The 16,051-nt window shown below is 38.5% G+C and carries 11 protein-coding genes and 1 pseudogene; 6 read left to right on the top strand and 6 right to left on the bottom strand.

What is annotated here, in order from left to right; all coding sequences use genetic code 11:
- The first annotated feature begins 134 nt into the window (after positions 1-134).
- Complete coding sequence (locus tag KP712_RS01550) at positions 135-1,385, top strand: PqiA/YebS family transporter subunit (protein ID WP_140524620.1); 1,251 nt, start codon at positions 135-137, stop codon at positions 1,383-1,385.
- Positions 1,369-4,011: a PqiB family protein gene (locus KP712_RS01545; RefSeq protein WP_215770483.1), complete on the top strand. Its 2,643-nt coding sequence runs from the start codon at positions 1,369-1,371 to the stop codon at positions 4,009-4,011. The genes KP712_RS01550 and KP712_RS01545 overlap by 17 nt, the downstream gene beginning before the upstream one ends.
- 43 nt (positions 4,012-4,054) lie before the next feature.
- Here KP712_RS01545 and KP712_RS01540 read toward each other — a convergent pair whose 3' ends face one another.
- The 3 genes from KP712_RS01540 to lptF all read right to left on the bottom strand — a co-directional run bounded on the left by KP712_RS01540 (position 4,055) and on the right by lptF (position 7,160).
- Entirely contained in the window at positions 4,055-4,897 is an 843-nt protein-coding gene (locus KP712_RS01540) for a patatin family protein (protein WP_215770581.1), read from the bottom strand.
- 86 nt (positions 4,898-4,983) lie between these two features.
- On the bottom strand, positions 4,984-6,060 hold the full coding sequence (gene lptG, locus KP712_RS01535) for an LPS export ABC transporter permease LptG (RefSeq protein ID WP_048954042.1): 1,077 nt from the start codon (positions 6,058-6,060) through the stop codon (positions 4,984-4,986).
- Positions 6,061-6,065: 5 nt separating this feature from the next.
- A complete protein-coding gene (gene lptF / locus KP712_RS01530; protein ID WP_111407268.1) occupies positions 6,066-7,160 on the bottom strand; it encodes an LPS export ABC transporter permease LptF in 1,095 nt (364 codons plus the stop codon).
- 107 nt (positions 7,161-7,267) lie between these two features.
- On the opposite strand from lptF, the gene KP712_RS01525 reads away from it, so the two are divergent.
- Entirely contained in the window at positions 7,268-8,743 is a 1,476-nt protein-coding gene (locus tag KP712_RS01525) for a leucyl aminopeptidase (protein WP_111407267.1), read from the top strand.
- A gap of 50 nt (positions 8,744-8,793) precedes the next feature.
- Here the strand turns inward: KP712_RS01525 and KP712_RS01520 are convergent, their stop codons facing one another.
- Positions 8,794-9,210 carry a hypothetical protein gene (locus KP712_RS01520; RefSeq protein WP_111407266.1) on the bottom strand — a complete coding sequence of 139 codons (417 nt, stop codon included), beginning with the start codon at positions 9,208-9,210 and terminating at the stop codon, positions 8,794-8,796.
- A 106-nt stretch (positions 9,211-9,316) separates the two neighbouring features.
- Here KP712_RS01520 and KP712_RS01515 point away from each other — a divergent pair, with 106 nt between their 5' ends.
- From KP712_RS01515 to KP712_RS01505, 3 genes and pseudogenes are all read left to right on the top strand, one after another.
- On the top strand, positions 9,317-9,829 hold the full coding sequence (locus tag KP712_RS01515) for a DNA methyltransferase (protein ID WP_243583115.1): 513 nt from the start codon (positions 9,317-9,319) through the stop codon (positions 9,827-9,829).
- A 117-nt stretch (positions 9,830-9,946) separates the two neighbouring features.
- Positions 9,947-11,465: pseudogene (locus tag KP712_RS01510) on the top strand (Eco57I restriction-modification methylase domain-containing protein).
- A 179-nt stretch (positions 11,466-11,644) separates the two neighbouring features.
- Entirely contained in the window at positions 11,645-14,140 is a 2,496-nt protein-coding gene (locus KP712_RS01505; protein ID WP_111407265.1) for a DEAD/DEAH box helicase, read from the top strand.
- Positions 14,141-14,211: 71 nt separating this feature from the next.
- On the opposite strand, the gene modC is transcribed toward KP712_RS01505, so the two are convergent.
- Both modC and modB read right to left on the bottom strand, forming a co-directional pair.
- Entirely contained in the window at positions 14,212-15,267 is a 1,056-nt protein-coding gene (gene modC / locus KP712_RS01500; RefSeq protein WP_111407264.1) for a molybdenum ABC transporter ATP-binding protein ModC, read from the bottom strand.
- A complete protein-coding gene (gene modB / locus KP712_RS01495; protein WP_165818717.1) occupies positions 15,254-15,982 on the bottom strand; it encodes a molybdate ABC transporter permease subunit in 729 nt (242 codons plus the stop codon). Before modB ends, modC begins: the two co-directional genes overlap by 14 nt.
- Positions 15,983-16,051 lie beyond the last annotated feature (69 nt).

Genomic DNA, 16,051 nt, shown 5'->3' with positions numbered 1-16,051 from the left:
TTTTTACAAAATTTACAATGAATCAAAACATTGTGAATAAATTTTGCACAAAAATAGTCAAGAACACTTCCCATATATACTTAAACAAGGCTAAAATGCCCCGTTTTTAACAACCGAATAAAAGATAATCTTTCGTGCAAGAATCAAACCTCACACAAAAATCATTTCAAATTATAAAATGCGAAGAATGTGATGCTAGCGTAGAAACACCTTTGATATTAAATAAAGATGAACAAGCTGAATGTCCACTTTGTCATCACCATTTAGCTACAGGTGGGCGTTGGTCTGTTCATCGTTGTGCTATGGTTGCTTTATCGATCCTTATTTTGATGCCATTTGCCTTGGGTTATCCCCTATTAAGTCTTCATTTGTTAGGTGTAAAAATTGACGCATCTATTTGGGAAGGTATTTGGAAAATGTCAGTGGCAGGCTATGAATACACTGCCTTTATGGTGTTTATCTGTGCCGTTGTGATGCCAATTACCTTTGCAATTTTAGTCATTATGCTCTGGATTGCAAAAATTTTGCATATTAAACCACGTAGTGTTTTGCTTTTTTTAGGTTATATAAAACCTTGGGTTATGTTTGATGTTTATTTAGTTGCGCTAGGCGTGACGATGTTCAAGGTGCGTGAATATGCAACACTGGAAATTAATGTTTATTTAATTCCCTTTATTTTCACCGCACTTTTGACAACCTTACTTTTTATCAAATTAAACCTTAAAGAATTGTGGAAAGAGTTTTATCCAGAAAATGAACCAGCTTATGATGCAAACAACATTGAATTATGTGATGCTTGTAACTATACATTTTCAAAAAATGGGATTCATTACGATAAAAAGAACAACCCACGATGTCCGCGCTGTTTATCGCCTGTTCATATTTCAGATAATATTAAATTACAACGCACTTGGGCAAGTCTAATTGCTGGAATTATTATGCTCTTCCCAGCAAATTTATTACCCATATCAGGCATTTATTTAACAGGAGCACTCTCTGAAGATACATTAATATCTGGTGTTATTTCTTTTGTTAACATGGGCAGTTATTTTGTTGCTTTCGTGGTATTCTTTGCGAGTATTTTTGTCCCAATCAGTAAAGCGGCAATTTTACTTTATTTACTAAGTTGTGTTCATTTTAAATGGCGACACTCTATAAAATGGCAAATACGTTTATTGCATATCGTGCATTTCGTTGGACGCTGGTCGATGCTAGATTTATTTGTATTAGCCTTAATGATGTCTCTAGTAACACGCGGTGAAATTATTAATTTTACCGTTGGTCCTGGCGCATTTTACTTCGGCGCTGCCGTATTTTGCAGCATGATTTCAACCTCACAATTTGATAGTCGATTAATTTGGAAAATTTATGACAGAGAAAAATAGTTCTTCAATGAAAGATCAACATACAGAAATGACAGCGGCAGTACGAAAAACTCGTCGTATTTCTCCATTTTGGTTACTTCCCTTTATTGCATTATGTATTGGGGCAATTTTATTCTTCCAAATTGTTAAGGAACGTGGCACAAGCATCACGATTACCTTTACCAATGGTTCTGGTATCGTTGCGGATAAAACACAAGTTCGCTACCAGGGTTTGCAAATTGGTGTAGTGAAAAAAGTAAATTTCACAGATAACATGCAAAAAGTGGAAGTTGTTGCCAATATCAATCCTGAAGCATCAAGTATTTTGCGTGAAAATACAAAATTCTGGCTTGTTCAACCAAACGTTTCACTTGCAGGAATTTCAGGTTTAGATTCTCTCGTATCAGGCAATTACATCACTCTTCAACCAGGTGATGGCGATCGCGAAGATGAATTTATTGCGGAAGAACAAGGCCCTATTGCCCAAGTTTCGCCTGGAGATTTATTGATTCACTTAATTTCTGATGATTTAGGCTCAATTTCTATCGGTGCATCCGTCTATTTTAAAAAACTACCTGTAGGAAAAATTTACGATTACCGCATTAATAAAGACAATAAAGTGCAAATAGATGTGGTGATTGATAAAGCCTATGCACAATTTGTGAAAAAAGATTCACGTTTTTGGAACATAAGTGGCATTAACGCCAACATTAGCCCATCAGGCTTAAATCTAAATGTAGAAAGTTTAAATGCGGTTGTACAAGGTGCCGTTTCTTTTGACTCTCCAGATGACAGCCCAAAGGCAGATGAAAATAGTCATTTCACGCTCTATACCAATTTAAAAGCCGCAAAACGTGGGATTGAAGTCAACGTAAATATCCCTGCATCTGCTGGTCTCGTTGCAGGACAGACCGAAGTTTATTCTCAAGATAATCCTATCGGGATTCTTTCTAAAATAAGTGCGGTTGAAAATAACGATGAAATTTTAGAAGGCAGTTTATTGATAGATCCAAACCAAGCCTCTTTATTTAAAGCAAATAGCAAAATCGTACTTCGCAATAAAAAAACGGATCTTGGTAATTTAGCAGATCCTAAAAAATTCTTTCGTGGCGAATATTTTGATGTCATTGCTGGAGATGGTGAAACTAAGCATCAATTTGATGTCATTAAAGAAAATGAGTTATTACTCAATGCACCTAATACATTAGTTTTAACACTCACCGCACCAGAAAATTATGGTGTAACTGAAGGTCAAAATGTGTTTTATAACAACATGCCAATCGGACAAATTGTTTCACAAAAAGTGGATATAAATGGCGTGCAATTTAAAGCAGCGATTGCATCCGAATATCGCAATTTAATTCATGAAAACACACAATTTGTCGCAGCAACCAACTTTGATATCAGCGTTGGACTAGACGGATTGCGTTTTGAATCCGCGACACCAGAAAAATGGTTACAAGGTGGCGTACGAGTATTAACGAAACAAGGTCAGGGAAAAGCTAAAGATAGCTATCCGCTTTATCAAAATATCAGCAATGCTGAACATGGCATCATAGGAAATATTCTTACGCCAACGATAACCTTACACACCCAAACGTTACCAAGCATTGATAAAGGTTCTCTCGTACTATATCGTCAATTTGAAGTGGGGAAAATTTTAAATATTAAACCTAAAATTAATAGCTTTGATGTAGAAGTTTATATTTACCCTGCCTATCAACATTTGCTGACAGATAAAAGCCGGTTTTGGGTAGAAAGTGCGGCGAAAATTGATATCACACCGAAAGGAATTAGCATTCAAGCGACGCCACTTGCGCGTTCATTAAAAGGTGCGATTAGCTTTGATAATAGTGGTTCGGGCAATAATCAAACACTTTACGCAAATGAAAGTTATGCAAAATCCATCGAACTTGCAATCACCTTAACGGCAGATGATGCAACCAATCTGAGTAAAGGCATGAGTCTGCGCTATTTGGGTTTAGACGTGGGGCAAATTGACAGTATTCAGCTTGATGCCAAATCTAAACGCATCACTGCTAAAGCGTTAATAAACCCGAATTATATGAATATGATTGCAAAAGAAGGTTCTAACTTTACGATTATCTCACCACAAATTTCATCCGGTGGAATAGATAACCTGGATAGCTTATTACAGCCTTATATCGATATTGAAATTGGGAATGGTAAACCAAAAACACAATTCAATTTAGCGCAAATAGCTCCGCAACGTAATAAATTTAGTAATGGTACGCCATTTATTTTAGAAACACGTGATGCAATGAATTTAAGTGAAGGTTCACCAATTCTTTATCGAGGCGTAGAAGTGGGTACCGTGAAAAAATTTGAGCTTAACAGCCTTGGTGATCGCGTCTTAGTGCATATTGCAATCATACCTAAATATAGTCATCTTGTTCGACAAAATACAGAGTTTTGGATTGCATCAGGTTATGACTTCACCTTAGGCTGGAAAGGTGCGGCATTTAACACAGGAAGTGTTCAACAGTTGCTAAAAGGTGGTATTTCTTTCTCCACACCAGCAGAAAAAGAAATTCAACCACAGGCGCAGCCAAACAAACGTTTCTTACTTCAGATAAAACGCCCTGAAGAAGTGCAAACTTGGGGAAGCGGTGCATTACCACAATAAATAAAAAATGGATTAAACGGTAAAAGGTTTAATCCATTTTTTATTATCGATTTAAATAGTCCAATAAGTTTTTCCACTGTAATTGCATATCTTTTATACCCAACTCATACATTGCCTGCAATTTATTGGGATCTTTTTCAATGCGCTTAATCTTCAAATCAACAGAAGGTCGAATAACAAAAATATCGCCTTCTTCTGCTAACTTAATCACATTTTCAACTTGTTGATTATACATGGCATAACGCTGATTTACGGCATCTGCAAAATGTGGATAACGTCGATAAAACCATTTGGCAATCCAAGTCATTGGCTTAGATTTTCTATAATCTAAAGTGCGGGTAAGAATGACAATGATTTTATCGTATCCTAACTTCTGCATTTGTTCGACAGGAATAGAATCCGCAATAGCGCCATCCAAATAAGGAATCCCGTCTATCTCAACAGGACGAGAAACATAAGGCATGGCGGAGGTAGCACGCAACACCTCCATTTGGGCCAAAGGATCTATTAATTTGACATATTCTGCTTGCGCAGTTTGTAAGTTAGTTACAGCTACATAAAAATCGATATCTGATTCTTTAAACGTTTTATTATCAAACACATCATATTTGAAAGGTACTTCATAAAAAGCAAAATCTTTATTCACGATATTGCCTGTGCTCACCAAACTTTTAAAACTGATATAACGCTTATCTGATATAAATTTCTTGTTATAACGAATTGCACGCCCTTTTTGCCGAGAAGGATAATTAACACCAAACAATGCACCTGCGGAAACAGAAATGATACCATTAACCCAAAAATCTTTATCTAAGAAGGTATCTAGTACACCCGCGGTGTACATGCCTCGCATCGCCCCACCTTCTAATACCAAGCCAATTTTCATTGATTTTTTAACTTCTTCCATTTGAAAACAACACATAAAAATATTGCGTGCCATTTCTGAACACGCAATTATTTGAACAATCTGGATTAATCCCGTTTCCGACTCAGCAACCACCAAATCATCACAACAAATAGCAAACTTGGCATTAGCGCACCGAAAACAGCAGGCATGTTATAAACAACGCTCATTTGCCCGAAAATTTCATTTACAACATAGAACAAAAAGCCAAAACAGATGCCCGTTACAATTCTAGCGCCCGCTGTCACACTGCGTAGAGATCCAAAAATAAAAGATAATGCCAATAACATCATCACACCAACAGATACAGGTTGAAAAATTTTCCGCCAGAATGTGAGTTCAAAGCGACTCACATCCTGACCTGTTTCACGTAAAAATGAAATGTAATTATACAAACCTGAAATAGACAGTGATGTAGGGCGTAAAGAAACCGCACCTAATTTATCTGGCGTTAAATTTGTTTCCCATTTTTCCGATAAGCGATTACTTGTCTTGATTTCATCTTTGCTAATCATAGAATGGTTCACTTGACGTAAAGTCCATTTACTTTCATCTTCCGAATAACTTGCTTGGTTAGCATGCTTCAACTCCGTCAAATTACGATGCTGATCAAAAGTATAAATATAAATATCGTTTAATTTTGCGTCATCAGTAACACGTCGAACAAACACAAAATTATTACCATCTTTTGCCCAAACCCCATTTTTCATGGAAAGCATTGAACCACCAGAAAGTGCTCGAGCACGCATATCACGTGCGAACTGTTCTGTTTGTGGAATCCCCCACTCACCAATCACCATGGTTAACAACACTAATGGTAATGCGGTTTTCATCACTGCCATACCAATTTTAAAACGAGAAAATCCAGCAGCTTGCATCACAACGAGTTCGCTTCGACTTGCAAGGTTGCCCAAAGCCATTAGCGCACCAAGCAATGCCGCCATAGGAAAGAAAGTTTCAATATCTTTTGGAATGGTTAACCCAGTAAAAGCCACCGCTTGCCAAATATCATAAGTACCTTTACCCACGCTACGAAATTGTTCCACAAATTTGATAATGGCAGAGAGCCCAACCAATGTAAGCAAAGTGGCAAAAATTGAGCCAAGAATACTTTTTCCAATATAACGATCGAGGGTATTCATCATTTTGCTTATCCTTTTCTACTGAATAAATGGCGGAATTTATACATGGCAGCGCTATCCCAACCGTTTAACACGATACCAAGCAACAAAAAGCCAATATTAACAAGAGGCATAAAAATAGCCACATCTAATTTTCCTGCTGCCCCCGCAGATTTAAAGGAGCTTTGTAATAAAAAATAAATTAAATAGAGTAAAAGTGCGGGTAAAATTTTGGCAAATCTACCTTGTCGAGGATTGACACGACTTAATGGCACAGCAATTAACGCCATTAGAGGAACAGCTAGGATTAATGTAATACGCCAATGCAATTCGGATTTCGCAGAAGGAGAATCTAAACCGATAAGTTGCGATAACGTTAATTCCGCTACTTCATCATTCGTATTTTCTGTTTCCTGATGACCTAAATAGGCTTGATATTCATCAAAATGCGTAATGCGGAAATCAGGCAAAACAGACGTGCCTTCAACTCGTTGCGTATTTTGTAAATTCAGAATTTGATCGCCATTTGGCAACGCTTTTAATTCGCCTTTTTCAGCAGTCACAACTGATGGTTTCGTTTGTCCTTTTGGAGCAGTTTGGAACAAATACACGTCATTAATTTGATTTCCCTTGATACTATCAATAAATAAAACAAAATTGTTGTTATTCGTTGCTATAAACTGACCAGAAGCAAGCGCCCCCATTGTTGGATTCGCTTTTGCATCTTCCACAATTGCAGCTTGTTTTTGAATTGACCAAGGCGAAAGCCATAAGACGTTATAAGCAGCAAGTCCCGCAGTAACCAATGAAAGCATTAACGCCACACGCACTAAAACACGTTGCCCGACACCACAAGCACGCATCACCGTTATTTCACTTTCAGCGTAAAGACGACCAAAAGTGAGTAAAATCGCAATAAACAAACATAATGGCAACATTAATTGTGCCATAGCAGGCATGCCTAGCCCAAGCAAGGAAAATACCAAATCAGCTGGTACTTTACCATTAGCCGCAGATCCAAGTACGCGCACTAACTGCTGAGAGAAAAATATCAGCAATAAAATGAACAAAATGGCGACTTGGCTCTTAAATACTTCTTTCGTTAAATATCGAATTAAAATCATCTTATATCGTTTGTTTTTCTAAATCTAAAGCGGAGGAAAACTGGATAAAATCGGTCGCGTATGATACCTTATTTTCGCTGAATTAAACAGAAATTTAAGGACATCAAATGAAATATCAAGCAAAAAACACCGCACTTTCTCAAGCCAGTGATTGCATTGTTTTAGGCGTATATGAAAACAATAAATTTTCAAAAAGTTTCCATGAAATCGATCAATTAACCCAAGGCTATTTAAACGACTTAGTGAAATCAGGTGAGCTAACTGGCAAATTAGCCCAAACTATTTTACTTCGAGATCTTCAAGGTTTGGCTGCCAAATGCCTATTAATCGTTGGCTGTGGCAAAAAAGGAGAACTCACGGAGCGTCAATATAAACAAATCATCCAAGCTGTATTAAAAACACTAAAAGAAACCAACACGCGTGAAGTCATTTCTTATTTAACTGAAATTGAATTAAAAGATCGCGATCTTTATTGGAATATCCGCTTTGCCATCGAAACAATTGAACACACCAATTATCAATTTGATCATTTCAAATCTCAAAAAGCAGAAGCCTCTATTTTAGAATCCTTCATCTTTAATACGGATTGTGATCAAGCACAACAGGCTATTGCTCATGCCAATGCGATTAGCTCAGGTATAAAAGCAGCACGCGACATCGCAAATATGCCACCAAATATCTGCAACCCCGCTTATCTTGTTGAACAAGCAAAAAATTTAGCAGAAAATTCTACCGCACTTTCTTTGAAAGTTGTGGATGAAGAAGAAATGTCAAAACTTGGAATGAATGCTTATCTAGCCGTCTCAAAAGGCTCTGAAAACCGTGCTTATATGTCTATTTTGACATTCAATAATGCGCCAGATAAAAACGCCAAACCCATTGTACTTGTAGGCAAAGGATTAACCTTTGATGCTGGCGGTATTTCACTTAAACCTGCCGCTGATATGGATGAAATGAAATATGACATGTGTGGTGCAGCCTCTGTCTTTGGCACAATGAAAGCCATTGCAGAGTTGAATTTGCCATTAAATGTTATTGGTGTTTTAGCTGGTTGTGAAAATCTGCCTGATGGCAATGCTTATCGCCCAGGCGATATTCTCACTACCATGAACGGTTTAACCGTAGAAGTGCTCAATACCGATGCGGAAGGTCGCTTAGTCCTTTGTGATGCCCTTACTTATGTTGAGCGTTTTGAACCAGAACTCGTTATTGATGTTGCCACCTTGACGGGTGCTTGTGTCGTTGCCCTTGGTCAACACAATAGTGGCTTAGTTTCTACAGATAACGATCTCGCCAATGCACTGCTTCAAGCCGCAACAGAAACCACTGACAAAGCGTGGCGTTTACCATTAAGCGAAGAATATCAAGAGCAACTTAAATCGCCTTTTGCTGATCTTGCCAACATTGGCGGGCGCTGGGGTGGCGCAATTACAGCGGGTGCATTTTTGTCTAATTTCACGAAAAAATATCGCTGGGCACATTTAGACATTGCAGGTACGGCTTGGCTACAAGGCGCAAATAAAGGCGCAACCGGTCGTCCTGTTTCGCTATTAACCCAATTTTTGATTAATCAGGTTAAATAAAACAGTCATGAAAATAACCGCACTTTTAAAAAGTGCGGTTATTATTCATATTATTTCCCCGAACGATATGCCTTATCCATCGCCATAATCACCTCACGTACCACTTTTTTCTGCTCTTGTGGCAAATTCAAGAACATCTGAAAAAGCGTCTGATCCTGATAACTTGCCGCACTTTCCCAAGTATACTTGTTTGATTCTTTTTTCTTCTCTAATTTTGCAACTTGATAGGCCTTTTCATCTGATACTAATTCTTGAATATCAATTTCAAGCCATTCAGCAAGAGTTTGAAGCCGTGCAAGCGAAGGTAAGCCCTCACCTCTTAACCTGCGAGCAACAGCGTGTAAACCGATCGGTTTACTATAATGGCGTAAGTTAAATTCACGTTCAATTACAGAAGCTTTGGGGTCATAACCTTTTGCTAATAAAGTTGTACGTAATTTTTCCGCAAAATATTCTTTTTCATTCATTCCTCTAAGCTAGCTAACGGAAATTTATTTAGCGTAACTTTCAATGAAAGTTACGTAAATATCTGTGACAGTTGATAAATTGTCAAAAAACTCTCTTTAGCTAAATATGACCAAACAAATTAAATCAAAACAGCGTGTTGCGGATCACGGGGAAGTGTTTACTCGTGAGCAAGAAGTAAATGCGATGTTAGATCTTATTGAACAAAGACCGTTACAAGATGAAGCAACTTATCTAGAACCGACTTGTGGTGATGGGAATTTCTTAATTGCCATTTTGAAAAGAAAGTTGGCAAAGGTAGAAAGATTATACAAAAAGCATCAACGTAAATATGAATTTTATGCTATCCGAGCTTTGTATTGCCTTTACGGGATTGAACTGTTGGAAGATAACGTCAACGCTTGCCGAATGCGCTTATTTCATTATATGCAGCAAGAGTATGAACGGCTTTATCAAGAGATTAATGAAAAATTCTATGCAGTGCTGAAATATATCTTAGAACTAAACATTGTTCATGGAAATGCACTTTCGATGACCTATGCCAAACCTAATCAGCATGGTGAATATGAAATGCTAACTTTTCCTCATTGGACAGCACAAGAAATGGGGGGGGTTATTTGAAATGGAAAATTAAACGCCATGATTTCACCTTCAAAAATTTAGTAGTTCAAAGGGAACAATCTTACCAATCACTTTCAAAACAAGAATTCTACTCACACTATTTTCTAGATATACAAAATGCAAAACCCATCGATAAACTATAACCCTGACGTGCTTTCTTGCTTGGCAAATTTATCGAACGATGAAGTGTTTACCTCGCCTGCACTTGCCAATCAAATGTTGGATTTATTGCCGCAAGAATTATTCCGTTCATCAAAAACAACATTTCTCGATCCTGCCACTAAATCAGGCGTATTTTTACGAGAAATTGCCAAACGGTTATTGGAAGGGCTGAAAGACGAAATTCCCGATTTACAAACCCGAATCAACCATATTCTAACTAAACAAATTTTTGGCTTAGGTATCACCGAACTCACTGCCTTACTTGCCCGCCGCACACTTTATTGCAGCCGTGAAGCCAATGGAAAATTTTCTGTTTGTGAGGGATTTAACGATCCACAAGGCAACATTTTTTATTCTCCGCTAAAACACCAATGGGAAAATGGACGTTGCGTAAAGTGCGGTGCAAGCGAACAAGTTTATGAGCGTGGCGATGAATTAGAAAACCATGCCTATTCCTTTATTCATCAATGATTTAGCCAATATTAATGAGAAATTACCCGTGAAATTTGATGTCATTATCGGCAATCCGCCGTATCAGTTGAGTGATGGTGGTGCACAAGCCAGTGCCAAACCGATTTATGATCAATTTGTGCAACAAGCCATTAAATTACAGCCGAAATACCTTTCGATGATTATTCCGGCAAGATGGTTTACCGGTGGGAAAGGTTTAGATGATTTTCGTGATCAAATGCTCAATGACCGACGAATTTCAGAAATTCATGATTTTCCAAATTCAAATGATTGTTTTACGGGTGTAGAGATTAAAGGCGGCGTTTGTTATTTCCTTTGGGAAGAACAACACAACGATGATTGCTTAATTGCGACCCACGAAAAAAATTCGCAAATTTCTGAAATGAAACGACCGCTTAAAGAAGAAGGATTAGATTTTTTAATTCGTTATAACAGTGCAGTTCACATTTTAAGGAAAGTAAAAGAAAAAGAAGAAAAAAGTTTTAGTGATTTAATTAGCGGAAGAAAACCATTTGGATTAGCAACAAATTTTAAAGGAAATTCTGTACCTTATAAATCATCAGCTCATAATGTAAAACTTTATCAAAATAAAGGCATTGGTTATGTAAAACAAGAAAATATTCCTGTTAATAAGCAATGGATTCATGCCCATAAAGTTATTGCACCTTATGCCGTAGGCTCTGGAGATAGTAAAACTGACTGGGTAAAACCGATTTATGCCGAACCCAATACAGCTTGTACAGAAACTTATCTTGTTATGGGACCATTTGAAGATAAACAAACTTGTGAAAATGTGATGAGTTACATTAATACACGTTTTTTCCATTTTATGCTTACGCTCAAGAAAAATACCCAACATACCACTAAAAAAGTCTATGAACTTGTTCCAATGCAAGACTTCTCTAGACCATGGACAGACAAAGAACTCTATGAAAAATATCAATTAACCCAAACAGAAATTGAATATATTGAATCAATGGTTCGCCCTGTTTCTAATGAATAATGCTCAAGATCCCCCTCTTTAGAAAAGAGGGGGTAGGGGAGATTTGATTGCGATCTTAATTTCTCATGAACTTCGTTTTCACGCCTGCCAAATCTCCCCCCTGCCCCTCTTTGCTAAAGATGGGAGTTTTTGAGAAAAATTTATACTTTATATGCCTGTAATATCACAAAGGAAAAACAATGAGCTACCTTTCACCGCTACGCCGTCCAAGAATTTATGCCTACGCTGACAGCCGTTATCCCAATTGCCTAAAAGTCGGTTACACCACAAGAACCGTGACGGAACGCTTAAAAGAACAATATCCTGTTGCATTACCTTCTCAAAGCTACCGTGTTGAACTAGACGAAGAAGCAATCCGTGAAGATGGTTCATTTTTTACTGATCACGAAGTGCATCAAGTACTGCTTAAGCATGGCATAGAACGTCTTGATGGCGAATGGTTTAAATGTGATTTAAAAGCAGTACAAGCGGCATTATTAGAAGTAAAAACGGGCATAGTGCAGAAACGCCAAGCGATTTTTAACTTCGGCATGCGGCCTGAACAGCAAAGTGCGGTGGAAAAAGCGGTTGATTATTTCCAAAATTTTGCAAATGACCCACTTAATCAAGATAAAATTCCCCATTTTCTTTGGAATGCCAAAATGCGTTTTGGGAAAACCTTTGCAGCGTACCAATTAGCAAAAAGAATGGGATGGAAGAAGGTATTAGTACTAACGTTTAAACCTGCAGTACAAAACGCGTGGCAAGAAGATTTGGAAAATCACCTTGATTTCCAAGATTGGGCGTTCGTGACGGAAGAAAAAGATTGGCAAATGAATGCCAATTTTCCGCAGGTTTGTTTTGGTTCGTTCCAAGATTATTTGGGTAAAAGCAAAGCGGGCGGGATTAAGCTCAAAAATGAATGGGTACACACCATTAATTGGGATTGTGTGGTTTTTGATGAATATCACTACGGGGCGTGGCGCGACAAGGCGAAAGATCTCTTTGCCGATAACGATTGGGAGAAAGAGCAATCCAAGCAACAGAAAGCTGAAGAGCACGAAATGGAGCTTGATTCGCCCAACTACTTTGATGAAGAATTGTTACCAATTACCACCGATCACTACCTTTATTTATCGGGTACGCCATTCCGTGCCATCAATTCGGGCGAGTTTATTGAAGAGCAAATTTTCAACTGGACGTATTCCGATGAACAAAAGGCAAAAAATACGTGGGAGGGTGAAGATAACCCATATTTAGCCTTGCCGAAAATGGTAATGCTGACTTATCAATTGCCCGATGAAATTCGTGAAGTTGCCTTAAAAGGAGAGTTTGCTGAGTTTGATTTAAACGTATTTTTCTCTGCTACAGGTGAAGGAGCAAAAGCGAAATTTAAATACCAAAATGAAGTGCAAAAATGGTTAGATCTCATTCGTGGGCAGCTGCTTTCTACTACGGTGGATAATCTCAAAATGGGGACAGATCGCCCACCAATGCCCTTTAGTGATGCCAATCTATTAGGTAGTTTGTTGCACACGCTTTGGTTCTTGCCAAATGTCGCAAGTTGTTATGCGATGCGGAATTTATTGGCTCAACCACAAAATACGTTTTATCACGATTATCGCATTATTGTCGCTGCAGGCAATGAAGCAGGCATGGGGGCTGATGCATTAATTCCTGTGAAAAAGGCGATGCAAGATCCGCTTAAAACCAAAAGCATTACGCTTAGCTGTGGTAAATTAACGACAGGTGTATCCGTTGCACCTTGGGCAGGGATTTTTATGTTGCGAAACCTTGCCAGCCCGGAAACCTATTTCCAAGCAGCCTTCCGTGTGCAAACGCCGTGGGTATTACGTGGACAAGATCCGAATAATCCCAATGCGCAATGTATCTTAAAAGAGAATTGTTATGTGTTTGATTTTGCACCTGATCGCGCATTACGCCAACTTGCTGATTACAGTTGCCAACTGAATACAGACAACATAAACCCAGAACGTAAAGTGGCGGAATTTATCCAATTTTTGCCTGTGTTGGCATATGATGGCAGTTCAATGCGAGCGATTGATGCCTCGGGCATTTTAGATATGGCGATGAGTGGCACAACGGCAACACTTTTGGCTCGCCGTTGGGAAAGTGCGTTGTTAGTGAATGTGGATAATGACACACTTAGAAAATTGAAAAATAACGATCAGGCAATGAAAGCCTTAATGGGTATTGAGGGCTTCCGCCAGCTAAATTCGGATGTAGAAGCCATCCTCAATAAATCAGGAGCGGTTAAAAAAGCGAAAAAAGAGGCAGGCGATAACCCGACACCGCAAGAGAAAAAAGCGATTTCGGAGGAAGAAAAAGCGGAGAAAAGTTTGCGGAAACAGATTCAAGAAAAATTGATGAAATTTGCTACCCGTATTCCTATTTTTATGTATTTGACCGATTACCGCGAATATATGTTAGAAGATGTGATTCGTCAGCTTGATACAGGTTTGTTCCAAAAAGTGACAGGATTGAACCAATCCGATTTTGATTTGTTAGTGAGTTTAAATCTGTTTAACAAAGGCTTGATGAATGATGCGGTGTTTAAATTTAAGCGTTATGTGGATAGCAGCCTTAAATATACAGGCATTGAGAAACATAACCCAGAGCAGATCGGGCTTTATGATACCACTGTGGATATTCGGGAATACCGCGGGACGTATTAGTTTTAAAAACGGTGAATATATCGATTATTCACCGTTATCAATAACATTTAACAATCAATAAGACGCGATATTCACATAACCGACACTGCTTTAATTTGAACATAGACATCTTGCCCAACAGAAAAACGCAGTTCATTTTGGGCCCATTTACTGATGCTTGCCCAAATCTTATGTCCATCCACCAGCACCGCAAGATCCACTCGAGAATCTTGTATCTCAATTTGTGCAACTTGGCCACGTAAAATATTACGAATGCTTGTTTGTTCTGGCTTTTGCAGTGTGATAGAAACATCTGAACTATAAATACAAACTCGCACTCGCTCGCCTACATTCGCAGGCACTTGATGAATCCAAAGTACTTGTTCACCTAACGAAAGTGCGGTTATTTTATAAGGAGGATTATGCAAATGAACGGGCAAGGCAAGTACACTACTCTGTTCGCTTTCTCCTTTCCAAGGGGCAAAAATAGGACTATTCCAAATTTTTTCTACGCTGTCATAGGCTTTCACAATGCCGTTTTCCATCAGCACAACACGATCCGCTAAACGCAACAGCTCATCTAAGCTATGTGTAACATATAAAATCGGGATATTAATTTCTTTAGAAAGACGTTCCAAATATTGCATTAGCTCGCGTTTACGGGGAATATCAAGGGCAGAAAGTGGTTCATCCATCAGTAAAATATCAGGTTCTGCCAACAATGCTCGACCGATTGCTACACGCTGCTTCTCACCACCTGAAAGCGTGAGGGGATAACGCTTTAATAAATGAGTAATACCAAGAAGATCGACAATATAGTTAAAATCATCTTGCGAGACATTTTTCATGCCATAGCGCAAATTGCCTTTCACAGTGTAGTGAGGAAATAAACGCGCATCTTGGAACACATAGCCAATTTTACGCAAGTGGGTCGGCAATGATTCTTGAGTTTCCATATCCACTAAAGTGCGGTCATTTAAACGGATGAATCCTTCGTCAGGTTGTATCAAGCCACTCACGAGATTAATCAGCGACGTTTTGCCTGAGCCAGACAAACCAAAAATTGCGGTTACACCTTGATCTGGCACTTGTATATTCGCTTGCAAGGCAAGTTGCCCGAGCTGTTTTTTCACATTAATTTTCAACATTTCCTTGTCCTAATTTTTTCTGCATTCGCTTGCTCAACCACTCTGACAATAGCAAAGAAATCAATGATAAAATGATAGCAAATAAACATAAGCGAGCGGTTTGTTCTTCTGCTCCTGGTGTTTGAATAAAAGAATACATCGCAAGTGGAATCGTTTGAGTTTCGCCTGCAATGTTCGATACAAAGGTTATAGTCGCGCCAAATTCCCCTAATGATCGCGCAAAACCAAGCACTAGCCCAGCTAAAACCCCTGGTAAAGAAAGCGGCAAGGTTATTGTAAAAAATACACGCCAAGCGGAAGCGCCGAGTGTTTGCGCAGCTTGCTCCAATTTAATATCAATATTTTCTAAAGAAAGTCGAATCGCACGAACAACCAATGGAAAAGCAACCACTGCAGAAGAAAGCACCGCCCCCTTCCAACTAAAACCAAAAGATAAGCCAAACCACTGATATAAATACTTGCCAATGAAACCATTACGCCCCATTGCCACAAGCAATAGATAACCGATAACCACAGGTGGCAACACTAAAGGCAAATGAATCACGCCAGTAATCAGGGATTTTCCATAGAAGTTTTTGCGCGCTAAAAGCCACGCCACAAAAATGGCTAAAGGCAAACTCCAAAGCATAGAACTGACGGCGACACTCAGGCTTAAATTAATCGCTGAGATTTCCATTGGAGTCAGATTGAAAAATGAAAAAAATTGGGTAAGCAAAATGAATCCTTATCTGAATAGCCTCTCTTTAAATCCCTTGTTTATGGGAATATCCCATATTGATGAGAG

The organism is Haemophilus sp. SZY H68 (assembly GCF_018829685.1).
Lineage (GTDB): Bacteria > Pseudomonadota > Gammaproteobacteria > Enterobacterales > Pasteurellaceae > Haemophilus > Haemophilus haemolyticus_K.
The sequence above is the reverse complement of the archived record's forward strand: the minus strand, read 5'-3'. Positions and strand labels throughout refer to the sequence as shown.

Bases quoted from the DNA above. Each gene is read 5' to 3' on its own strand.
- KP712_RS01540 (WP_215770581.1), bottom strand. From the start codon at position 4,897: ATGAAAATTGGCTTGGTATTAGAAGGTGGGGCGATGCGAGGCATGTAC.
- lptG (WP_048954042.1), bottom strand. From the start codon at position 6,060: ATGATGAATACCCTCGATCGTTATATTGGAAAAAGTATTCTTGGCTCA.
- modC (WP_111407264.1), bottom strand. From the start codon at position 15,267: ATGTTGAAAATTAATGTGAAAAAACAGCTCGGGCAACTTGCCTTGCAA.
- KP712_RS01525 (WP_111407267.1), top strand. From the start codon at position 7,268: ATGAAATATCAAGCAAAAAACACCGCACTTTCTCAAGCCAGTGATTGC.
- KP712_RS01505 (WP_111407265.1), top strand. From the start codon at position 11,645: ATGAGCTACCTTTCACCGCTACGCCGTCCAAGAATTTATGCCTACGCT.
- KP712_RS01520 (WP_111407266.1), bottom strand. From the start codon at position 9,210: ATGAATGAAAAAGAATATTTTGCGGAAAAATTACGTACAACTTTATTA.
- KP712_RS01515 (WP_243583115.1), top strand. From the start codon at position 9,317: ATGACCAAACAAATTAAATCAAAACAGCGTGTTGCGGATCACGGGGAA.
- lptF (WP_111407268.1), bottom strand. From the start codon at position 7,160: ATGATTTTAATTCGATATTTAACGAAAGAAGTATTTAAGAGCCAAGTC.
- KP712_RS01545 (WP_215770483.1), top strand. From the start codon at position 1,369: ATGACAGAGAAAAATAGTTCTTCAATGAAAGATCAACATACAGAAATG.